Annotated in this window: 25 protein-coding genes and 1 tRNA gene; 16 read left to right on the top strand and 10 right to left on the bottom strand. The window is 63.8% G+C overall.

The window, feature by feature from the left end:
- Positions 1–36 precede the first annotated feature (36 nt).
- The 4 genes from D0T21_RS20960 to D0T21_RS20950 all read left to right on the top strand — a co-directional run bounded on the left by D0T21_RS20960 (position 37) and on the right by D0T21_RS20950 (position 2025).
- The gene (locus D0T21_RS20960; RefSeq protein WP_020703997.1) at positions 37–639 is read left to right on the top strand and encodes a glutathione peroxidase; all 603 of its coding nucleotides are present in this window, start codon (positions 37–39) and stop codon (positions 637–639) included.
- An 82-nt stretch (positions 640–721) separates the two neighbouring features.
- Positions 722–976, top strand: a complete 255-nt coding sequence (locus D0T21_RS31800; RefSeq protein WP_147328149.1) for a hypothetical protein — start codon at positions 722–724, stop codon at positions 974–976.
- Between the two features lie 43 nt (positions 977–1019).
- Positions 1020–1715, top strand: coding sequence for a toxin (locus tag D0T21_RS20955; RefSeq protein ID WP_116991248.1), 696 nt, complete (start codon positions 1020–1022; stop codon positions 1713–1715).
- A 70-nt stretch (positions 1716–1785) separates the two neighbouring features.
- Positions 1786–2025 carry a hypothetical protein gene (locus D0T21_RS20950; protein WP_116991247.1) on the top strand — a complete coding sequence of 80 codons (240 nt, stop codon included), beginning with the start codon at positions 1786–1788 and terminating at the stop codon, positions 2023–2025.
- A 2-nt stretch (positions 2026–2027) separates the two neighbouring features.
- Here D0T21_RS20950 and D0T21_RS20945 read toward each other — a convergent pair whose 3' ends face one another.
- The gene (locus tag D0T21_RS20945) at positions 2028–2429 is read right to left on the bottom strand and encodes a rhodanese-like domain-containing protein (RefSeq protein WP_116991436.1); all 402 of its coding nucleotides are present in this window, start codon (positions 2427–2429) and stop codon (positions 2028–2030) included.
- A 97-nt stretch (positions 2430–2526) separates the two neighbouring features.
- On the opposite strand from D0T21_RS20945, the gene ftrA reads away from it, so the two are divergent.
- Positions 2527–3483, top strand: coding sequence for a transcriptional regulator FtrA (gene ftrA, locus D0T21_RS20940; RefSeq protein ID WP_116991246.1), 957 nt, complete (start codon positions 2527–2529; stop codon positions 3481–3483).
- Here ftrA and D0T21_RS20935 read toward each other — a convergent pair.
- Positions 3480–4253 (bottom strand): ABC transporter substrate-binding protein, encoded by a 774-nt coding sequence (locus D0T21_RS20935; RefSeq protein WP_147328148.1) that lies wholly within the window; start codon positions 4251–4253, stop codon positions 3480–3482. The genes ftrA and D0T21_RS20935 overlap by 4 nt on opposite strands.
- 119 nt (positions 4254–4372) lie before the next feature.
- Here D0T21_RS20935 and D0T21_RS20930 point away from each other — a divergent pair, with 119 nt between their 5' ends.
- Positions 4373–4732, top strand: a complete 360-nt coding sequence (locus tag D0T21_RS20930) for a DUF1428 domain-containing protein (RefSeq protein ID WP_116991244.1) — start codon at positions 4373–4375, stop codon at positions 4730–4732.
- A complete protein-coding gene (locus D0T21_RS20925) occupies positions 4732–5193 on the top strand; it encodes a GNAT family N-acetyltransferase (protein ID WP_116991243.1) in 462 nt (153 codons plus the stop codon). The genes D0T21_RS20930 and D0T21_RS20925 overlap by 1 nt, the downstream gene beginning before the upstream one ends.
- Here D0T21_RS20925 and pabB read toward each other — a convergent pair.
- Genes pabB through D0T21_RS20910 form a run of 3 tightly spaced genes read right to left on the bottom strand, consistent with a single transcriptional unit; the run spans position 5190 to position 8387 of the window.
- On the bottom strand, positions 5190–7040 hold the full coding sequence (gene pabB, locus D0T21_RS20920; protein WP_116991242.1) for an aminodeoxychorismate synthase component I: 1851 nt from the start codon (positions 7038–7040) through the stop codon (positions 5190–5192). The two genes, D0T21_RS20925 and pabB, sit on opposite strands and share 4 nt — an antisense overlap.
- Positions 7030–7623 (bottom strand): nucleoid occlusion factor SlmA, encoded by a 594-nt coding sequence (gene slmA, locus D0T21_RS20915; protein WP_116991241.1) that lies wholly within the window; start codon positions 7621–7623, stop codon positions 7030–7032. The genes pabB and slmA overlap by 11 nt, the downstream gene beginning before the upstream one ends.
- Before the next feature lie 41 nt (positions 7624–7664).
- Positions 7665–8387, bottom strand: coding sequence for a pyrimidine 5'-nucleotidase (locus D0T21_RS20910; protein ID WP_373886681.1), 723 nt, complete (start codon positions 8385–8387; stop codon positions 7665–7667).
- A gap of 85 nt (positions 8388–8472) precedes the next feature.
- Here D0T21_RS20910 and D0T21_RS20905 point away from each other — a divergent pair, with 85 nt between their 5' ends.
- Positions 8473–9348 carry a TraB/GumN family protein gene (locus D0T21_RS20905; protein ID WP_229211577.1) on the top strand — a complete coding sequence of 292 codons (876 nt, stop codon included), beginning with the start codon at positions 8473–8475 and terminating at the stop codon, positions 9346–9348.
- Between the two features lie 35 nt (positions 9349–9383).
- Here D0T21_RS20905 and D0T21_RS20900 read toward each other — a convergent pair.
- Together D0T21_RS20900 and argB are read right to left on the bottom strand one after the other, a co-directional pair.
- Positions 9384–9458: transfer RNA gene (locus tag D0T21_RS20900), tRNA-Thr, on the bottom strand.
- A gap of 54 nt (positions 9459–9512) precedes the next feature.
- Positions 9513–10406: an acetylglutamate kinase gene (argB, locus tag D0T21_RS20895; protein ID WP_020704010.1), complete on the bottom strand. Its 894-nt coding sequence runs from the start codon at positions 10404–10406 to the stop codon at positions 9513–9515.
- 145 nt (positions 10407–10551) lie between these two features.
- Here argB and D0T21_RS20890 point away from each other — a divergent pair, with 145 nt between their 5' ends.
- From D0T21_RS20890 to D0T21_RS20870, 5 genes are read left to right on the top strand one after another with little or no spacing between them, the layout of a single operon-like run.
- A complete protein-coding gene (locus tag D0T21_RS20890) occupies positions 10552–11127 on the top strand; it encodes a sigma-70 family RNA polymerase sigma factor (protein ID WP_116991238.1) in 576 nt (191 codons plus the stop codon).
- A gap of 24 nt (positions 11128–11151) precedes the next feature.
- Positions 11152–11397 (top strand): zf-HC2 domain-containing protein, encoded by a 246-nt coding sequence (locus D0T21_RS20885; RefSeq protein WP_116991237.1) that lies wholly within the window; start codon positions 11152–11154, stop codon positions 11395–11397.
- A gap of 9 nt (positions 11398–11406) precedes the next feature.
- A complete protein-coding gene (locus tag D0T21_RS20880; protein ID WP_116991236.1) occupies positions 11407–11601 on the top strand; it encodes a cysteine-rich CWC family protein in 195 nt (64 codons plus the stop codon).
- A 12-nt stretch (positions 11602–11613) separates the two neighbouring features.
- The gene (locus D0T21_RS20875; protein WP_229211576.1) at positions 11614–14670 is read left to right on the top strand and encodes a hybrid sensor histidine kinase/response regulator; all 3057 of its coding nucleotides are present in this window, start codon (positions 11614–11616) and stop codon (positions 14668–14670) included.
- A gap of 13 nt (positions 14671–14683) precedes the next feature.
- Entirely contained in the window at positions 14684–15817 is a 1134-nt protein-coding gene (locus D0T21_RS20870; RefSeq protein WP_116991434.1) for a two-component system response regulator, read from the top strand.
- Here the strand turns inward: D0T21_RS20870 and D0T21_RS20865 are convergent, their stop codons facing one another.
- Both D0T21_RS20865 and D0T21_RS20860 read right to left on the bottom strand, forming a co-directional pair.
- Positions 15818–16987, bottom strand: coding sequence for a PHB depolymerase family esterase (locus D0T21_RS20865; RefSeq protein ID WP_116991235.1), 1170 nt, complete (start codon positions 16985–16987; stop codon positions 15818–15820). It abuts the gene before it with no gap.
- A gap of 33 nt (positions 16988–17020) precedes the next feature.
- Positions 17021–17434, bottom strand: a complete 414-nt coding sequence (locus D0T21_RS20860; RefSeq protein WP_116991234.1) for a CopG family transcriptional regulator — start codon at positions 17432–17434, stop codon at positions 17021–17023.
- An 87-nt stretch (positions 17435–17521) separates the two neighbouring features.
- Between D0T21_RS20860 and D0T21_RS20855 the strand changes: the two genes are divergently transcribed.
- The 3 genes from D0T21_RS20855 (at position 17522) to D0T21_RS20845 (ending at position 19721) form a co-directional block, all read left to right on the top strand.
- Positions 17522–17752, top strand: a complete 231-nt coding sequence (locus tag D0T21_RS20855; RefSeq protein WP_116991233.1) for a DUF1289 domain-containing protein — start codon at positions 17522–17524, stop codon at positions 17750–17752.
- On the top strand, positions 17749–18657 hold the full coding sequence (locus D0T21_RS20850; RefSeq protein ID WP_116991232.1) for an MBL fold metallo-hydrolase: 909 nt from the start codon (positions 17749–17751) through the stop codon (positions 18655–18657). The genes D0T21_RS20855 and D0T21_RS20850 overlap by 4 nt, the downstream gene beginning before the upstream one ends.
- 110 nt (positions 18658–18767) lie before the next feature.
- Positions 18768–19721, top strand: coding sequence for a nitronate monooxygenase family protein (locus D0T21_RS20845; protein ID WP_116991231.1), 954 nt, complete (start codon positions 18768–18770; stop codon positions 19719–19721).
- A gap of 12 nt (positions 19722–19733) precedes the next feature.
- Here the strand turns inward: D0T21_RS20845 and D0T21_RS20840 are convergent, their stop codons facing one another.
- Positions 19734–21203 (bottom strand): amidohydrolase family protein, encoded by a 1470-nt coding sequence (locus D0T21_RS20840; protein ID WP_116994509.1) that lies wholly within the window; start codon positions 21201–21203, stop codon positions 19734–19736.
- Between the last annotated feature and the right edge of the window lie 70 nt (positions 21204–21273).

Genomic DNA, 21273 nt, shown 5'->3' with positions numbered 1-21273 from the left:
CATAGAATGGTTTTTTCCCTTTTTCGGCCCATCACCATGTCCAAGACCTTTGCCCAGTTATGCCTGCTTTCCTCGCTGACTTTGCTGGCCAGCGCGTCCGCGTTTGCCCAGGCGCCCGCCGCCGCGCCAACGGCGGCCCCGGCCGCTGCGGCGGGCAGTTGCCCGGCCATTCTCAAGCAAACCTTCAAGCGCTTGCAGGACGAGTCGCCGCAGGACCTGTGCCAGTACGCCGGCAAGGTGATCCTGGTGGTCAACACCGCCAGCTACTGCGGCTTCACCAGCCAGTACGAGGGCCTGGAAGCGATGTACGCCAAGTACGGCAGCAAGGGCCTGGTGGTGCTGGGCTTCCCGTCGAACGACTTCGGCCAGCAGGAGCCGGGCAGCAGCAAGGAAATCGCCGATTTCTGCTACAACACCTACGGCGTGAAGTTCCCGATGTTCGCCAAGTCGGTGGTGTCGGGCAAGGAGCCGAATCCGCTGTTCGCCAACCTGATCAAAATCACCGGCAAGGCGCCGGCGTGGAACTTCCACAAATACCTGATCGACCGCAACGGCAAGGTGGTGGAGAACTTCGGCAGCAAAGTCACGCCTAGCGACAAGCAACTGGTCGGCGCGGTGGAAAAAGCGCTGGCGATGTAAGCGGTGCTGAACTTTTGAGCAGTGCCGGGGTCTACCAATCATGGCTGCCCCGGCGGCTTAACCGCCAGTGCAGGAGGATGCTATGGCGCGTAACAGAAAGATGCAGGTAGTAGTTCCGCCGGTTGCAGAGGATGCCGATCTGCGAGACAGCCGTCGTGTAGCCAAGGCCTTACCCGTGGCAGTAGCCGCTTTGCCTGCTGAGCTGAGCCTGCGCTTCAAGAGCGATACACCGCTGTTTTCCGCCGATCCCTCCGATCCAACGATCGTCATCCGTAAACTCAAACGAAAAACCTCTCGTGGCCGCTTCATTGGCGGCAAGTTTGTCGAAATAAAGTGAGCCTATTGTGCGCGTGGTACGCACAGTTCGCGGCGCGGTCCGCATGGCACTGCCGCAGGAGAGCAGGCAATTGGCTATTGTCCTCTGCGGGCATAATGGATCGGGGAAGTCGACCTTATGGTACGAGTTTCTTGCTGATCATTTCAAAATTCCACTGCTAAATGCAGATCGGATGTTGCTTTCGTTGTTGCCTGAACAGCATGACGGCCGTCTTTGGCCGGCGTGGGCGCAAAGATTTCGCGATCAAAATTCCTTATGGATGGGTATCTCCCAGCGTGGTATCGCTGACTTGATGAACGAGGCCATTGCCAGCCAAGCCACTTTTGCCTTTGAGACCGTGTTTTCGTATTGGCAGCCAATGCCAGACGGGACTGTTCGCAGCAAGATAGATCTGATAGAACGACTGCGCAGCGCCGGGTACTTTGTAGTGTTGTTGTTCGTTGGCCTGGCTGATGTGGGCCTTTCCATCGGACGAGTACTGACGCGAGTACATGAGGGTGGTCACAAAGTTGCGCACCGCAAGTTGATCGAGCGCTTTCCACGCACCCAGCAGGCGGTTGCGCATGCGCTGGACGTCGTGGATGCTGCGATTCTGTTTGATAACAGCTGCACGCTTCGGCAGACTTACACCCCCGTTCATGTGCGCGCAAACAAAGAGATTCTGTTCGATATCCGCGAAATGGGAGCTCCTGCGCAGACCATCACGCGGTGGCTGGATCTGGTTGCGCCGCTGTCGTGAACTTTTGAGCAGGACCGGGGTCTACCAATAATGGCTGCCCCGGCAGCTCAATCGGCAGAGTGGAGGCGCCATGCTTGATATCTCGGTTGGCAGCATTACAATCCGGACGAAACCGTCAACGGTCCTGCAATTGGTGCGAGCGCGCAACTTCGGCAAGCGCGGTGTGATTGCGCTAGCCGATGCGCTCACCGAGCCGGGCACGCCCATCTTCAGCACCGATCCGCAAGACCCCCAACTGGTCATCCGTGAACTTGATGGCCGGGTGGCGAGAGGGTATTTTAAAGCGGGGAAGTTTATCGAGGTCCCGTGACCTTACGCTGTCGCCAACGCAAAGCCCTCATCCACCCAACCAGTAATCCCACCCGGCATCACTTTGACTGGGCGGCCCAGTTGCGCCAGCCGCACGGCGGCGCGGGCGGCGCCGTTGCAGTGGGGGCCGGCGCAGTACACCACGAACAGCGTGTCGGCCGGGAACTCGGCCAGCCTGGAGCCGATGATCTTGCGGTGCGCCAGGTCCAGCGCGCCCGGCACGTGGCCGGCCGCGTATTTCTCCGTGCCGCGCACATCCAGCAGAACGAAATCCTGCGGGCCGTTGGTCAGCGCGTTGTGCACGTCCCAGCAGTCGGTTTCGTAGCTGAAGCTGGCTTCAAAGCGGGCCAGCGCATCGCTGCTGGCGGCGGCGGGAATGGCGGCGACGAGGGACTTGGCGGACATCGTGATCTCCTTCAATGAGTGGACAGTGACGCCATTGTGCGACGCCGCCGCCATCGCCGGCAGTGGCGCATAAGCCATTCTGCGTTAAGATTACGCCATGAAAAAACATCTGGTTGTCGCACTGGCCTACGACCGCCTGTGCACCTTCGAGTTCGGCTGCACGGTCGAACTGTTCGCGCTGGAACGTCCCGAGCTGGACGTGGACTGGTACGACTTCGCCGTCTGCGCCGTCGAACCCGGCCCGATCCGCGCGGCCGGCGGCATCACCGTGCAGGCGCCGTACGCGCCGGAGCTGTTGGAACGGGCCGACACCATCGTCATCCCCGGCTGGCGCGACGCCGACGAACTGCCGCCGCCGGCCGTGCTGGATATGATCCGCGCCGCCCACCGGCGCGGCGCCCGCCTGTGCTCGATCTGCTCCGGCGTCTTCGTGCTGGCCGCCGCCGGCGTGCTGGACGGCCAGCGCGCCACCACCCACTGGCGCTACGCCGACCGCCTGGCCCAACGTTATCCACAGATCCAGGTCCAGCCCGACGACCTGTATGTGGACAACGGCCAGATCATCACCGCGGCCGGTTCGGCCGCCGGACTCGACATGCTGCTGCATCTGGTGCGCAGGGATTACGGCGCCAAGGTCGGCAACCTGGTGGCGCAGCGGCTGGTGGTGGCGCCGCATCGCGAAGGCGGCCAGGCGCAGTTCCTGCCGCGGCCGATGGCACAGGGCGAGCAGGGCCGCCTGTCGCGCTTGATGGACTGGCTGCGCAGCCACCCCGAACAGCCGCACACCGTCAACAGCATGGCCGAACGCGCCGCCATGAGTCCGCGCACCTTGCAGCGCCAGTTCCAGCAGGCTACCGGCCTCGGCCCGGTCGAATGGCTGATCCGCGAGCGCGTCGCCATCGTCAAGGACATGCTGGAGGTGCCGGACGTGCCGCTGGCGCAGATCGCCGAGCGTGCCGGTTTCGGTTCGGAGGAATCGCTGCGCCACCATTTCCGCCGCCTGGCCGCCACCACGCCGGGCGCCTACCGCCGCCGCTTCGCCCACACGATCTAGTCGATTTTGTAGCGCTTTTGCAGCGCCTTCAGATCGCCCGAAGTTTCAAGTTTGTGCATGCCGTCGGCCAGCGCGCGGATCCAGGTGTCGGCGCGTATATCCTGTGTCGCGAAGCCGATGGTCAGGGGCAGTTCGTGTTCCAGGCAGCCCGCCTGGCGGATGCGGTCGGCCACGTCGAGCCGCTTGCTCAATTGCGCCATGACGGCGGTATGTTCCAGCATCACACGATAGCGTCCGCCCAGCAGCTTCTGGACATTGGTGGTGCCGGCCGATGCGCCGAAGGCGAGTGCGATGAGGGCAGGTTTATGCCGGTTTTCCGCGATATAGGCATCCATCGGCCCGTCGTCGTAGCCGTAGTCGTCGATCACGCCGACCACCAGTGTTTTGAGCGACTTGATGGATTGAAAAGTCCAATCGTCGCCCACCCGCGTGTAGAAGCAGGCCCGCGACTGCGCCAGGGGGGCGCTCAAACGCAGGCGCTGATCGATCGGCGGCGCGTACACCCCTTCGATATCGCCGTGCGCCGTTTGCGTGATGGCGCGGTTGAGCGGCATGAGCACCGGTTCCGCCCGATACCCTTCCAGCGCCATCGCCATCGCGGTCAGCTCCACCAGATAGCCGCTGGGCGGCTTGCCGTCGACCGCGCACACAAACGGGCACCAGTCGTCCGAGCCCAGGCGGATCAACGGGGCGGCCCGTGCCGGCCCCGATGATGCCAGCATGCTAGCGAGTAGCGCAGCAGCGAACAGTCGGCCCGCGTTGATGGTCATGCAGCTCTCCCGATTTCTTTGGTGTCCAAGCTTACTCCATTCAACCGCGCGCACGGCACTGCTTGTCAAATCTGCCATATTTGGCTACCCTGAATTTCCAAACTGAGAAGGAGACAGCCATGTCCTATGTAGACGGTTTTGTGATTCCGGTGCCGAAGGAAAATGTTGAGGCGTACAAGAAAATGTCGCTTGAATGCGGCAAGGTCTGGAAGGAGTTCGGCGCGCTCGAATTCCGCGAGTGCATAGGCGACGATGTCCCGCCCGGCAAGGTGACGTCGTTCCCGCTCAGCGTCGACCTGCAGGACGGCGAGTCCGTGGTGTTTTCATGGATTGTCTACGCCTCCCGCGCCGCGCGCGACGAGATCAATGAGAAGGTGATGAAAGACCCGCGCATCGCCCACTACATGGATCCGAAGAACATGCCGTTCGACGGCAAGCGCATGGTCTGGGGCGGATTCGAAATGATGATCGACCTGTGATGCTGGCGCGCCGATCCAGCCAGCCCGACGACGAGGCCTTCCTGCGCAGCGTGTACGCCTCCACCCGCGCGAACGAAATCGGCTTGTTCGGCTGGCACTCCAGCCAGGCGGAGATTTTCCTGCGCATGCAGTTCGACGCGCAGGACCGCCACTACCGCTCGGCCTATCCCGACGCGCGGTTCGATATCGTCGAACTGGATGGCGCGGCGATCGGCCGCCTCTACGTCGCGCAGCGGCCGCAGGTCACGCACGTGATCGACATCACGCTGCTGCCGCCGTGGCAAGGCCAGGGCATCGGCACGCAACTGCTGCAAGGCTTGCAGCAGGACGCGGCGCGCGATGGCGGCAGCATCAGCATGCACGTGGAGGGCAGCAATCCGGCGCAGCGTTTATATGATCGCCTGGGATTTCGTGTCACCGGCGACGCCGGCCCGTACAAGATGCTGGAGTGGCGTTCCTAGCTTGCCAATACGGCTCGCATGGCGCCGCGCAGCGCGTTGCAGACGATGATTTCGTCAGCCGCCGCCAGCATCGCGCGCGTGATGACGGCTTCGCTGGCCTGCCATTGCGGATCGTCCAGCATTACGCCGCGCATCACGCCGGGCAGCACGCCGCTGCTCAGGGGCGGCGTCAGCCAGCGGCCGTCCACGCGCACGAAGACGTTGGTGCGGCCTCCTTCGGTCAGCTCGCCGCGCTCGTTGAAGAACAGCGTATCGAAAGCGCCCTGCGCCTCGGCCTCGCGCCAGGCGGCGTCGTAGCGGCTGCGGATGCTGGTTTTATGGCGCAGGAACAGGTCGCCCGACTCGGTGGCGTCCGGCGCCAGCAGCACGCGCACCGGTTCCGTCAGCGGCGTCACCGGCGCATGCTGCACCGAGAACGCGCCCGCTGAGCTGAGCGCCAATCGCACCCGGTAGTCGACACCCGCATCCAGCATCGCGCAGGCGGTGTCCAGGTAGGCGTTGGCCGCCGCAGCGTCCCAGGCGTAGCCGAAGCAGGCCGCCGATGCCGCCAGCCGCTTCAGGTGGCGGTCACGATGGCGCACGCCGTCGGCCCGCGTGGCGCGCATGGTTTCGAAAATCTCGAAGTCGTTTTTCAGGCCGGTGAGGAAGCGCGCCTTGAGCTGGCATTCGGCGTATTCCTCCTGCGCGTCGCTGTCGAAGACGATGCCGGCGCCCACGCCCATCTCGCCGCGGCGCGCGCCGTTCGGGCTGGCCGGCGCTTGCAGCGTCAGCGTGCGGATCGGCACCGACATGCAGAAGTCGCCCACCTTGCCATCCTTGCGCGGATCGAACCAGCCGATGGCGCCGGTGTAGACGCCGCGCGGATCCGGCTCCAGTTCGCGGATGATCTCCATCGTGCGCCGCTTGGGCGCGCCGGTGATCGAGCCGCATGGGTACAGCGCGTTGAAGATGTCGGCCAGCGTGGCGTCGTCGCGCAGTCTGGCGGTGATGGTGGACGTCATTTGCAGCACGCTGCTGTAGCGGTGCACCTCGAACAGCGCAGGCACCGCCACGCTGCCGGTCTGCGCGATGCGGGCGATGTCGTTGCGCAGCAGGTCGACGATCATCAGGTTTTCGGCGCGGTTCTTCGGATCGGCTGCCAGCGTGGTGGCGCGCAGGATGTTCTCGGCCGGCTGCGATGGCGGCGCGGCGGGCGCGGTGCCCTTCATCGGCCGCGCCGTTAGCACGCCGTCCTCGTGGCGCACGAACAGTTCGGGCGACAGCGACAGGATGGCGGTACCGTCCTCCAGCCGCACCAGCGCGCCGTAGGGCACCGGCTGGCGGCCGCGCAGGCGCGCGTACAGCGCGTGGATGCTGCCGAAGGCGTCAAACCGCAGCCTGTACGTGTAATTGACCTGGTAGGTGTCGCCGGCCTCGATGTAGTCGTGGATGCGCGCCAGGGCGCCGCTAAAGGCTTCCTGGTCGATGTTGGGGCGGATGTTGGCGATGCCGGACGGACGGTCGACCGGGAAGGAACGCGCCGCCAGCCAGTCGCCCACTTCGTCCGACGACAGCTGGGCGCAGTGCGAGAACAGCAGGATCTGCGCCAGCGGCGGGGTCTCTGCGGTGCGGGTGGCGGCTGCGCCCAGCTCCAGCAGCTCCGCTCCCAGCTCGTAGCTGCATACGGTGACGGCGTATTCGCCGCGCGTCAGCGCCGCCTGCATCCGCTCCAGCAGTTGCGGCCACTGGCCGATGTCGTCGCAACGCAGCGTGCCGGTGTGGCCGGTGTACAGGCGTGAACGCGCACCCGGAGTTTGCGTACCTTCCGGGCTGGCGTCATCCAGCAGTGCAAAGCATTCAGCGTTCATCTTCTACGTAAGGCAGCAACAGGGCTATTTGCAGCGGCGCGTCCTGCGCCGGGTTGTTCTTGAATCCACTCTTGGCGTAACGGTGCCAGCGGCCGATGACGAAACTCACCAGCATGCCGGCGCGCGCGGCCACTTCCGCTTCGTGCGCCTGGCCTTCGGTCACGGCCAGCCGCAAGGCCTGCTTCAGCGCCAGCTCGACGCGGTCGTAGAACTGGTTCATGCGCAGTTGCAGGCGCTCGTCCTCGTTGACCAGCGCTTCGCCGGTCAGCACCCGTGTCATGCCGGGATTCTGGCTGGCGAAGTTGAGCAGCATGCCGAGAATGTCGCGCGCCTGCGCCAGGCCATCGCTCTGGCGTTCGGCGATCTGGTTGATCAAGCCGAACACCGACGACTCGATAAACTCGATCAGCCCCTCGAACATCTGCGCTTTGCTGGCGAAGTGCCGGTACAGCGCGGCCTCGGAAAACTCCAGCTTGCGCGCCAGCGCAGCGGTGGTGATTTTCTCGCCTTTGGGTTGTTCCAGCATCTCCGCCAGCGCCTGCAAAATTTGCATGCGGCGCTGGCCCGGCGGGTTGCTTGCCATGTGATCTCGCGGATAAGTGAATGGATGTGTAAGTTTTTTGTTCAGCGCAGGTGATGCAGGCGTGCCGGCAGTTTCCTGACAGATTTTACTTTGACATCGACATAAGCGGGGCGAATTAACCTTTTTTGCGGATGCGCCAGGCCAACCGCGTCGCCCACTTCGAGGTACTGGGTGACCCACGCGGTGCGCATGCCCAGCGCGTGGGCGCTGCGCAGATTGGCCAGCGTATCCTCGACCAGCACGCAGCGGCCGGGCGTCAGCCCGTGGCTGCGCATCAGCTTACGCAGCAGCAGCTTGGACGGCTTGGGCCGCATCTGCCGGTGCACCGTCATCGATTCGACCGAGATGTGGTGGCTGAAGTGGCGCTGCAAGCCCAGGTGGCGCAGCACCTGCGTCGAATAGCGGTGCGGCGCGTTGGTCAGCAGGATTTTTCGGCCGGGCAGGCGGCGCAGCAGCTGGCGCAGGCCGCGTTCGGCGCGGATCATGTCGGTCAGGCTGTCGAAGCTGTGGGTTTCGTCGAGAAAGTGCGCGGCTTTTACGCCATGGTGCTTCACCAGTCCCAGCATGGTCGCGCCGTAACGCCGCCAGTACAGGGTGCGCGCGGCATTGACGGCGTCTTCGCCGGCGGGCGTGACGCCGTCGCCCAGCACATTGGCGATGTAGGCGTTCATGTTGGCCATGAGCGCCGGGAAGATCGCGTGGGAGGCGTTGTGCAGCGTGTTATCCAGATCGAATAGCCACACCGGGGCGTTGCGAGTAATAATGTTCACTTCAAGTCAGTCATCCAAGGAAGCCATGCGGGTAGCCATTCAGCGCCAGATTATAGTGATGTTCTGGACTTTGTTCTCATTGTCCTACCTTATGCTCACGCCGGCGTGGGCCGCCGACAAGGTCCAAGTACCCAACCACGGCGCCTTGTTCAAGGTGCAGCAGGGCGGACATACACTGTACCTGTTTGGCACCATCCACGTCGGCGCGGCCGACTTCTATCCGCTGGAGCCGCGCATTGCCGCCGCGTTGAAGAAGGCGCCGGTGCTGGCGCTGGAGATCGATCCGCTGGGCGACCAGCAGCCGCTGATGCGCGCCGTGCAGCGCCACGGCATGCTGACCAGGGGCGGCCCGGCCGGACCGGAACTGTCGGCCGACTGGCGGCAGCGGCTGGACCGCCTGCTCAAGCAGTACAACATCGAACCGGAGACCGTGGCGGCGATGAAGCCCTGGCTGCTGGCCAGCCTGCTGACGGTGAGCGAGTTCTCGGCCCAGGGTTACGAGGCGGCGCTGGCGGTGGATGCCCATTTGTCGCGGCAGGCGCACGCGCGCGGCCAGAAAGTGGTCGAGCTGGAATCGGCCGAGAGCCAGATGGCGCTGTTCGACCAGATGAGCGCCGCCGAGCAGCTGGTCTTCCTGCAAGAGGCCATCGCCGGCATCGAGGACAAGGAGCAGGCCAACCAGGCGCGCGAGATCGCCGACGCCTGGCGCAAGGCCGATGTCATCGCGCTGGACGCGCTGGCGCTCAAGGCAGAGATGGACGACAGCTTTTCCGGCCGCTTCGTGCAGAAGGTGCTGCTGGACGGACGCAATCCCACGCTGGCCGACGGCATGGCCAAGCTGATGGCGCGCGATAACAATAGCGTGGCGGCGATCGGCATACTGCATTTGGTCGGTAACGGAAGCGTGCCGGAACTGCTGCGCAAACGCGGCATGACGGTAGAGCGGATTTACTAAACGGGGAGGGTGCTACAGGAAGGGTATTGCAGAAATGGTGCCCTTTACGTGGATTGAACACGTGGCCTCTCCCTTACCAAGGGAGTGCTCTACCACTGAGCTAAAAGGGCGTACTGGTATGACGATGCACTTGAAATCGCGGCTAGAAGTGCATCGCCGTTTTTTCAGTGAGACCGGATCATAGTGCCAAAAGCCTGTTCGGTCAACACCTCGAGCAATAAACTGTGTTCAATTCGCCCGTCGATGATGTGCACCGTGTTGACGCCGGACTTGGCCGCGTCCAGGGCTGATGAAATTTTAGGCAGCATGCCGCCCGAAATCGTCCCGTCGGCGAACATCTCGTCGATCTCGCGCGCCGACAGGTCGGTCACCAGGTTGCCCTGCTTGTCCTGCACGCCGGCGATGTTGGTCATCATGATCAGCTTTTCAGCCTTCAGGATCTCGGCGATCTTGCCGGCGACGACGTCGGCGTTGATGTTGTACGCCTGGCCATCCTGGCCGAAGCCGATCGGCGAAATGATCGGAATGAAGGCGTCGTCCTGCAGCGCCTTGACCACGGCCGGGTTGATCGCGTCGATCTCGCCGACGAAGCCGATGTCGAGGAACTGGCCCGGATTGTCCTTGTCCGGCATGGCCATCTTCTTGGCGCGTATCAGGCCGCCGTCCTTGCCGGTCAGGCCCACGGCCTGGCCGCCGTAGTGATTAATCAGCATCACGATGTCCTGCTGGACTTCGCCGCCCAGCACCCACTCCACCACTTCCATGGTTTCTTCGTCGGTGATGCGCATGCCCTGCACGAAAGTGCCTTGCTTGCCGATTTTTTTCAGCGCGTTGTCGATCTGCGGACCGCCGCCGTGCACCACGACCGGGTTCATGCCCACCAGTTTGAGCAAAATGACATCGCGCGCGAAGCCGTGTTTCAGGCGTTCGTCGGTCATTGCGTTGCCACCGTATTTGATGACAATGGTCTTGCCATGGAAATTACGGATGTAGGGCAGGGCCTCAGCCAGGATCTGCGCCTTGATCTGCGGCGCCACCGCGGTCAAGTCGTCAGTCATGCCTAAGTTAAGGTTGCTTAGTTGGGTCATGGCGAGTCCGGTTAGAAAATTTTGTGCAATTTTACAGCCTGATGCTGCAATCAACCATGCATTATAGGGCTATCCGGTTGTATTTTCAGAGATCATCCGATACGCTGGCCGTCATATGAGCCCTATCGATACCCTTCACCGCCAGCTGGAAGTCATGCGCCCCCTGCTTGTTAGATTTGCACAGTTGCAAATACGGAATCAAGCCATGGCCGAAGACGCGGTCCAGGACGCGCTGATCGCCGTGCTGGAAAAGCCCGAACGCTTCAATGGACAGTCTTCCCTGCGCACTTATGTGACGGGCATCCTGAAGTTCAAGATCATCGACTGCCTGCGCGCCAGCTCGCGCGAGCGCCAGATCGACACCGCCGAGGACCAGTCCGAGGACGACGCCATCGATTCGCTGTTCAAGGCCGACGGCCACACCGTTAATCAGCCGATGGCCTGGGGCGATCCGGATGCCACGCTGGAGCAGAAGGATTTCTTCAAGGTGCTGGAGATTTGCCTGGAAAAGCTGCCCGCCAAGACCGCCCGCATTTTCATGATGCGCGAATGGCTGGAGCTGGAAACCGACGAAATTTGTAAGGAACTGGCGATTACAACGTCTAATGCCTGGGTGCTCCTGTACCGGGCCCGCATGCGTCTGCGCGAATGCCTGGACTTGAACTGGTTTGGCAACCGCCAGGCCACGTGACCGCGCCACTTACTGTCTGCGACTATGGAACCACATAAAACCGGCTTGAAACCGACCTGCCGTGAAGTGCACCGGCTGGTGTCGGAGGGGATGGACCGCAATTTGTCCTTCATCGAACGCACCCGCATGCGGCTGCACCTGATGGTCTGCGACGCCTGCACCCGCTTCAACGGCCAGATGTCGCTGCTGCGCACCGCCATGCACCGCTTCCCGGACGACAGCCCGCCGCCGCTGGACGACGACGAGCACGCGGGACATCATCACTCGTAGGCGCGCGCCATGAGCACCTGTTCGCGCTGCGGCGTCCAATTCAGCTGCGCCATGGTGGACGCCGATCCGGCGGCGCCGGCCCAGCCTTGCTGGTGCACGTATTTGCCGGCGTCGTTGCCGGTGCCGTCCGCGCCGGGCGCCAGCTGCTGGTGTCCGGATTGTCTGAAACAGCATATTGCCGACCATCCCAGGCCGGCCGGCTAACCTGAAGGAAGCATGATGCGCCGTTTTAGCGACATGGGTATCCGCGCGCGCATCAGCAGCGGCTACATCATCCTGATCCTGCTGATGATAGGCGTGATCCTGGTGGGCGTGAGCCGCATCTACGCCATCCGCGGCGAGAGCGACCATATCCTGCACCAGGACTGGGCCGCCAGCGCCGCCATCAACGCCATCGATACGCAATCGCGCGAGGCCGCGACCCGCATCATCACGCTGATCATCCAGAAGGACCAGAAGCACCGCGTCGACAGCTACAGCCACATCGACCGCATCAAGCTCGATATCGACGCCCAGCTGGAACTGCTGGCCAAGCTGGACGCCACGCCGGAAGCGCGGGCGCAGATCGAAAAGGTCAAGCAGGCGCGCGCCGCCTACTACAACACCTTCATCGCCGTGGCCGACATGGTGGAGGCCGAAGACCGCGACCAGGCCGAAGAAAAAATGAACGCGATCGCGCTGCCGGCGCTGGATCACCTGCTGGAGCAGATCCGGATACTGGGCCAGCTGCAGCAAAGCCAGGTGATGGCCAGCGCCGGGCGCGCGCGGGCCGACATCAATTTTTCGCTGATGCTGATTTCGCTGATGGGCGGCGCGGCGGTGCTGGTGGGGATAGGCTTCGGCTTTTCGGCGCGCTCGATCACGCGGCCGCTGGAGGCGGCCATCGGCATCGCCAAGCGCGTCGGGCAGGGCGACCTCAGTTCCGTGATCGAAGTGACCTCGCAGGACGAGACGGGCGAACTGCTGCACGCGCTGAAGCTGATGACGGCCAGCCTGGCGGCCGAACAGCAGCTGCGCCGCGCGGTGACGGTGGCCGAGGACGCGACCAAGATGAAGTCCGACTTCCTGGCCAATATGTCCCACGAGATCCGCACGCCGATGAACGGCATCATCGGCATGACCCACCTGGCGCTGCAAACCGACCTCACGCCCAAGCAGCGCAACTACCTGGAGAAAGTGGAAGGCGCGGCCAAGAACCTGCTGGGCATCATCAACGACATCCTGGACTTTTCGAAGATCGAGGCCGGCAAGCTGGCCTTCGAGCAGGTCGATTTCTACGTCGAGGACGTGATGGCGAATATCGCCGACCTGTCCGTCATGCGGGCGCAGGACAAGGGCCTGGAGCTGCTGTTCGATGTCGCGCCCGACGTGCCGCAGGCGCTGGTCGGCGATCCGCTGCGCTTCGGCCAGGTGATGATCAACCTGACCAACAACGCCATCAAGTTCACCCAGCAGGGCGAGATCGTGGTGACGATCCACGTGCAGGAGCGCTTGCCTGACGAGCGCGTGCGCCTGCGCGTGGACGTGCGCGACACCGGCCCGGGCCTGACGCCGGAACAGCAGGCGCGCCTGTTCCAGGCCTTCTCGCAGGCCGACACCTCCACCACGCGCCACCACGGCGGCACCGGCCTGGGCCTGACCATCAGCAAGCGTTTGGTCGAGCTGATGGACGGCGAGATCGGACTGGAAAGCCAGCCCGGCGTGGGCAGCACCTTCTACTTCACGGCGGTATTCGGCGTCGCCACCGTCGAGGCGCCGCTGCCGCTGCCGGACATTTCCGGCCTGCGCGCGCTGGTGGTGGACGACAACGCCAGCGCCCGCGAAATCTTCATGGGCATGCTGTCGACCATGCAGTTCAACGCCGCCTGCGCCGACAGCGGCCAGCGCGCCGTCGACATGGCGGCGCAGGCCCGCAACGAAGGCCGGCCGTTCAATATCGTGCTGCTGGACTGGCAAATGCCCGGCATGAACGGCCTGGAGGCGCTGCAGGCGATACGCGAGCAGGCCGTGGCCGCCGGCGCCGAGTCGCCGGCCTTCATCATGGTCACCGCCTACAACCGCGACGTGCTGATGGACGAGGCGCGCGGCATCGCCATCGACGCCATGTTGAACAAGCCGGTCAGCGCGTCCACGCTGCTCGATTCGATTTCCACCGTGTTCGGCAAGGACTTGAGCCGTTGCCGCAGCACGCGCCGTCGCGCCGACTACATGGCGGCCGAAGAGGCGATGCGCGGCGCCTACCTGCTGCTGGTCGAGGACAACGAGGTCAATCAGGAAGTGGCGCAGCAGATCCTCAGCGACGCCGGTATCCGTGTCGACATCGCCGTCAACGGCGCGATGGCGCTGGCGAAAATCGCCGTGGCCGACTACGACGGCGTGCTGATGGACTGCCAGATGCCGGTCATGGACGGCTACGACGCCACCCGCAAGCTGCGCGAGGACGCGCGCTACGCCGGCCTGCCGGTGATCGCCATGACCGCCAACGCCATGGTCGGCGACAAGGAGAAGTGCCTGGCCGCCGGCATGAACGACTTCATCGCCAAGCCTATCGACGTGGCGCAGCTGTTCACCACGCTGGCGCGCTGGGTCACGGTGAAGAATCCGCTGGCGCCCGAAGCGGTGGCCGAAACGCCTTTCGGCGCGGCCCGTGACGAGGCGCTGCCGGTGGTCGCCGGCCTGCGCATGGAAGCCGCGCTACAGCGAGTCGGCGGTAATGTTAAGCTGATGCGCAAGCTGCTGTCGCGCTTTGTCGAAACCCAGATCGACGCCATGCAGCGCATCGCCACCGCCATCGAGAACAACGATCTGGCAGGGGCCACGCGCGAGGCGCATACTGTCAAGGGACTGGCCGGCAATATCGGCGCCGGCGGCATGGCCGATGCGGCCGGCAAGGTGGAGCAGATGCTGGCGATGGGCGCGACCAAGGGCCGCGACGAAGCCATCGCCGAAATGGCGGGCGAGTTGAACGACCTGGTGGCGCGCATTGCGATGGCGATGTCGATGGAAGACAAGCCGGCCGCCGACGAAGCCGCAGCGGCCGCGCAAGTCGTCGACACGGCCGAGCTGACGGCATTGGCGCATGAGATGGCGCGCCTGCTGGCGCAGGACGACGGCGCCGCCGTCAAGCTGTTGGACCGCCTGTGCGGCGCGCTGACCGCCGTCGGCCAGGCCGAACATGCGCGCCAGATGCGGCGCATGCTGGGACAATATGATTTTGAAGGCGCGCTGGATGAACTGAAGGCCGCCGCCGATGCATTGAACATCGCCTTGTGAAGAGAGTATGCCGATGAACGCAAAACCAACGATCCTCGTGGTCGACGATATCCCGGACAACATCGATCTGCTGTGCGCCGTGCTGGAAGACGACTACCGCACCAAGATCGCCGTCAACGGCGAGCGCGCCCTGAAGATCGCCAACGGCGAATCCAAGCCGGACCTGATCCTGCTGGATGTGATGATGCCGGGGATGAGTGGCTATGATGTTTGCAAGGCGCTCAAGGCCAATCCCGACACGCGCGACATTCCGGTCATCTTCGTCACCGCCATGAGTGAGGCGGTGGACGAGCAGCTGGGCCTGAGCCTGGGCGCGGCCGACTACATCACCAAGCCGATCTCCGCGCCGATCGTGCAGGCGCGCATCAAGACCCAGCTGTCGATGAAGCGGGTGCACGACTTCCTGCGCGACCAGAACAACTTCCTCGAAACGGAAATCGAAAAGCGCACGCGCGAAATCGTCGCCTTGCAGGACGTGACCATCCACACCATGGCCTCGCTGGCCGAAACCCGCGACAGCGAAACCGGCAACCATATCCGCCGCACCGCGCACTACGTGAAGACGCTGGCGGAAAAGCTGCGCACCAATCCGCGCTTCAGCGATTTTTTGACCGATAAAAACATCGAGCTGCTGTTCAAGTCTGCGCCGCTGCACGACATCGGCAAGGTCGGCATCCCGGACCGCATCCTGCTCAAGCCCGGTCGCTTCGAGGGCAACGAGTTCGAGATCATGAAAACCCACACCACGCTGGGCCGCGACGCGATCCGCCAGGCCGAGCGCGAGCTGGGGCTGGAGGTGGACTTCCTCAAGTTCGCCAAGGAGATCGCCTACGGCCACCAGGAGAAGTGGGACGGCAGCGGCTATCCCGAAGGCCTGAGCGGCGACAACATCCCGATCTCCGCGCGCCTGATGGCGGTGGCCGACGTGTACGACGCGCTGATCAGCCGCCGCGTCTACAAGGCCGGCATGTCGCACGAGGCGGCGGTGGCCATCATCATCGAGGGACGCGGACAGCACTTCGATCCCGACATGGTCGACGCCTTCCTGGAACTGCAACAGGAATTCATCGACATCGCCAAGCGCTACGCGGATTCCGACCACGACATGGAGCAGAACCGCGAGAAGATCGAGCGTTTTACTGGGTAATCAGCTGACGGTGCGGAAGAAGCGCAGCATCTCGCGGCTGGCGTCCGGGCCTTTGGCGTCGGTGTAGGTGCCGCTGCCGTTGCCGCCGAACCAGGCATGGCCGGCGCCGTGCACCACCCAGTGCTCGCCGATCGGCGTGCCGTCCGCCTTGGTGTGCTTGGTTTGCGTGTAGCGGTGGCCGTTCGGCACGCTGCCCGATTGCACCGACTGCTTGCCCTGCTGGTGCAGCAGCTGTTCGATCACCTGTTCGCCGTTGCGCGGATGGACGGTGCTGTCGCTGTCGCCGTGGAAGACGATGATGGGCTGCGAGCCGTCGCCGGCCTTGCGCGGCGCGGGAACGCCGCGCTTCATGGCCGTCAGCGCCGACGGCAGGTCCTGCGCCGAGGCGAACGGCAACCCCGAATGCACGCCCACCGCCGCAAACAGTTCCGGATACAGCGTGCCGACGATGACCGCCATCGCGCCGCCCGCCGACAGGCCGGCCACATACACCTGGCGCTCGTTGACCGGATAGTCGTCGATGATCTGCTGGGCGATGCCGGCGATGATGGACGGTTCGCCCTGGCCGCGTTGCTGGTCGATGGCGCTGAACCAGTTCCAGCATTTGTGCTGGTTGGCGTTGGGCGTCTGCTCCGGGTAGACCACGAAGCATTCCTTCTCCTCCGCCAACTGGTTCATTTGCGTGCCGACGGCGAAATCGTCCGGGTTCTGCGTGCAGCCGTGCAGCATCACCAGCAGCGGCATCGCCTGGCCGTGATAGCTGGCCGGGATGTACAGCTTGTAGTTGCGGGTGCCGGCGTGGTTGGTGTAGCTGCTCTTGATGAACTGCGCGCCGTCCGGCAGCGCCACTTCCGGCGCCGGATGCATGAGGGCGCCGACGTCGATGGCGCGGTCGATATTGGCTTGCAGGTCGACCTTGATGCCCATGCGGTTCAGCATATCCTGCGCGAACTCGGTCGGATGCGTGGCCGGATTCGGCTTGGCGCCGTTGCGCGGCGGCGTTGCAGGTTCCGGCGCTGCCTTGGGCGCCGCGGTCTGGCCTGGCGGCGGATTGATGTCGCGCATGGCCGGTTGCGGCGGCGCGGCCGGATGCCCGCGCAGGCTGTCCATGGCCTGCTGGATGGCGGCCGACGCGCTCTTGTTCATCAGCTTCTGCGCTGCTTCGCGCATGTGTGAAAACAACGGTAATTTCATGATGCTCCTTTAATGGATGCGGTTTGCCAGCGCGGTTTTGAGCACGGCGCTGGCATGCAGCGATCCCAATACAAAGATGGATTCGATCGTCGCCAGCGCCAGTTCGACGGAAACGTCGCTGGCGATGCTGGCCAAGCCCAGTACCTGGATTTGCAGCCGCTGTCCCGCCGCCTGGGTAGCTTCCAGGTCGGCGCGCGAATAGTGCTGCATCCCGAGTACCAGGCTTTTGCGCGCCACCGTCTGTTTCACGACGTCGGCGTGCTGGTTCAACTGATTGCGGATCGCCGTTCGTATCAAGTCGGTGCGGTTGGAATAAAACCCCTCCTGCACCAACAGGTCAATTTGTCCCAGGTCGATAGGACCGAGATTGATCGTGATCTTTTCCGATTCAGCGGTCTTCAGTTTTAATTCTTGCTTTGCCATGAGTCTCCATCCGGTTACCATCTACATGGATGGTAGTATAGGCCTGAAAATCACCAAGTCAAGCGCGTTCGCGGGCATAATGGCGGCATGAGTGAACCAGCTAACTTAATTCCCCCCGGTGCGCCGGAATTGGCCACACCGGTGCCGTCGCCCTGCGTCAGCCTGTGCAAAATGGACGCCGACCGCCTGTACTGCATGGGCTGCATGCGCACGATCCCGGAGATCATCGCCTGGTCCAAGGCGGACGACGACTACAAGCGCGGCGTGTGGGCGGAAATCCGCCGCCGTGAACAATTAATCAACTTCGACGACGAATGAACGCGCTGCCCGACTCGATTCAGGTGTTTGAACGGGGTTGGCTGTCGTCCAACAACGTGATGCTGCTGGGCCGCCACGACACGGCCATCATCGACACCGGCTATTTGAGCCACGCGCCGCAAACGCTGGCGATGGTGCGCCATGCGCTGCACGGCCGCCACCTCGACCAGATCGTCAACACCCATCTGCATTCCGACCATTGCGGCGGCAACGCCATCTTGCAGGCGCATTTCGGCAGCCGCACGTCGATCCCGGTCGCCGAGGCGGACAAGGTGCGGCGCTGGGACGTGGAGGCGCTCAGCTTCAAGGCCACCGGCCAGCGCTGCGAGCGATTCACCTTCGACGCCACCATCGCCCCCGGCGACGTGCTGAAACTGGCGGACTTGGAATGGCAGGCGCTGGGCGCGCCCGGCCACGATCCGCATTCGCTGATCTTCTACTGCCCGCAGGAGCGGCTGCTGATTTCGGCGGACGCGCTGTGGGAAAACGGCTTCGGCATCATCTTCCCGGAGCTGGACGGCCAGTCCGGCTTTGCCGAGGAACGCGCCACGCTGGACGTGATCGAGGGGCTGGACGTGCGGCTGGTGATCCCCGGCCACGGCAAGCCGTTCAACGACGTGGCCGGCGCGCTGGCGCGGGCCCGTTCGCGGCTGGATTACCTGGAGGCAGATCCGGTGCGCAACGCGCAGAACGCGCTGAAGGTGCTGCTGAAGTTCCTGCTGCTGGAGCGCCAGCGCATTCCGCTGGCGGACGTGCCACAGTTGCTGATGGCGATGCCGGTATTTGAAAAGGCCAACACCAACTTCCTGAAGCAGACGCCGGAGCAGGTCGGCGCCTGGGCGGTCGGCCAGCTGGTGCGTGCTGCTGCGGCCCGTGTCGAGGGTGAGTACTTACTTAATGAGTAGTTGAGCGAATAGTCGCCAGGAAATATAGAGGAAGCCGCCTAGTTTCGGCACGGTCGTACTATTTTCGATCTATAATCGATTTTCCTTAACTCACCGACAGCGAGTTCGCCATGGCCCTGCCAGCAGCGTTGCAAAACCTTTCCCTCCCAGTTATCGCATCCCCGATGTTCATCGCCAGCGGCCCGGCCCTGGTCGCGGCGCAGTGCAAGGCCGGTATCGTCGGCTCCTTCCCGGCGCTGAACGCCCGCCCGGCGGAACTGCTGGACGTGTGGCTGACCGATTTGCAGAAAGAGCTGGCCGAATTCCAGGCCGCCAATCCCGGCAAGCGCGTCGGCCCGATCGCCGTCAACCAGATCGTGCACCAGTCGAACGACCGCCTGGCGCATGACGTGGAAGTCTGCGTCAAGCACCAGATCCCGATCATCATCTCCTCGCTGCGCGCGCCGCCGAAAGAGATGCTGGACGCGATCCACAGCTACGGCGGCATCGTTCTGCACGACGTGGTCTCGATCCGCCACGCCGAAAAGGCGCTGGAAGCGGGCGTCGATGGCCTGATCCTGGTGGCCAGCGGCGCCGGCGGCCATGCCGGCACCCTGTCGCCGTTCGCGCTGGTCGGTGAAATCCGCAAATTCTTCAAGGGCCCGATCGCGCTGTCCGGCTCCATCGCCACCGGTGATGCGATCCTGGCGGCACAGGCGATGGGCGCGGACTTCGCGTACATCGGCTCGCGCTGGCTGGCGACACAGGAATCGAACGTCAGCGACGACTATCGCAACGCCATCGTGGAATCGACCGCTGCGGACATCGTTTATTCGAACCTGTTCACCGGCGTGCATGGCAACTACCTGAAAAAATCCATCGTCGCCGCTGGCCTGGATCCGGAAGCGCTGCCGCAGGCCGACAAGAGCTCGATGAACTTCGGCTCCGCCAGCGCCAAGGCCTGGCGCGACATCTGGGGCGCCGGCCAGGGCGTGGGCCTGATGGACGACGTGCCGACCACCGCCGATATGGTGGCGCGTCTGAAGCAGGAATACGACGCCGCGCGCGCGCGCCTGGCCCTGTAACTGGCGCTGTAATTACTGCTTGACCGACAGGCTGCCGCGCGCAGCCTGTTTGCCGCGTACCCAGACCGTATCGATGCTGTCGTAGGCGCGGATATCGGCCAGTGGCGACATCTTCATCAGCACCAGGTTCGCGACCTTGCCCGCTTCGATGGTGCCCACTTGCGCGTCGATTTTGAAGGTGCGGGCGTTGTTGATGGTGGCCGCCTTGAACAGCTGCGCCAGCGACAGGCCGGCCTTGTGCAGGTCCTGCATCTCCAGGTAGCCGTTTAGGCCGGGGATGTTGCCGTAGGTCGGCGACGACGGCGTATCGGTGCCGAACACGAAGTTGGCGTCCTTGCTGGCCAGGTAGGCCACCACCTGCTGCTGGCGGCGCAGCGGCGCTTCCATGCCCTTCAATACCGCCGCATCGGTTTCGTCTTCCGCCAGCTCTTGCTTGAACCATTGGCCTTCGGGCGTCTTGAGCCAGGCCAGCATGGACGGCGGCAGCAGCTTGGCCAGCGCCGGGTTGTTCAGGTAGGCCGGTTCGAAATAGGCGTTCAGGCCATACAGCACCTGCATCGTCGCCTGGTAGCCGATCTTGCGCTCGACGATCCGGTCCAGCAGCTGCTTGATCTCGGCCGGCAGTTCCTTCTCCTTGTCCATCGCGCCCCAGTGCCACATGCCGTGCGCCAGCACGTCGACGCCGCCGTTGACGGCGAAGGTCTGCGCCTCGAACGAATTGCCATGGGTGACCAGCACCAGGCCGTCCTTGCTGGCGGCCGTCCGTACTTCCGAGTACACGGCGGGGCTCATCACCGGCAGGTTGTGCATGGTGCCGAAGCCGTGCTCAAAGTGGGTTTTGACGCAAATGGCGTGGTCGGCCTTGACCCGCGCCACGCCCTTGGCCGGGGTGTAGTCCTCCGGCTTGAAGCGGGCGGGGATCTTGTCGGCCTGCGCCGGGTCGTAGATAAAGTTGGAGAACATCTCGAAGCGGCTTTCCGGCGGCGCGTAGGAGGAGGGATAGCCGTTGGCGAACACCAGCGGCGCGCCGCAGTCGTAGACGTCCGGGTGCAGCGGCGTGGCCTTCACGCGGTCGATGAATTCGCGGCTGCCGGCGGCCAGGTCGATCACCGTGGTGTAGCCGTAGTAGAGGAAGGAGCGCGGCATCTGCGCGAAGTATTCGGCGGCCATGGTCTTCTTCTGGTCGGCCTGCTCGAAGCTCATGCCGGGGACGGAGTACAGGTGGACGTGCGAGTCGATCAGGCCGGGCGTGAGGAACTGGCCTTTGCCGTCGATGCGGCGGGCGCCGGCCGGCGCTTTCTTGCCCGCGCCGCGTTCGACGCGGACGATGCGCTCGTCCTCGATCAGCACGCTGCCGGCCTCGATGCGGTCCAGTTTTTCAGGTGACACCAGCTTGACGTTGGTGATCCAGGTTTGCTGGCCGGCCCAGGCCTGGGCGCAGAGGAGGAGGGACAGGCTGGCGAGAATGCGGGTGGTTTTCATGTGAAGCTCCGTGTTGTGAGGAGCCCAGTGTGCCGCCGCACATCGCGTTTTGCGTCTCAAATGATGATTT

It is taken from the genome of Duganella sp. BJB476, assembly GCF_003416895.1.
Lineage (GTDB): Bacteria > Pseudomonadota > Gammaproteobacteria > Burkholderiales > Burkholderiaceae_D > Rugamonas.
The sequence above is the reverse complement of the archived record's forward strand: the minus strand, read 5'-3'. Positions and strand labels throughout refer to the sequence as shown.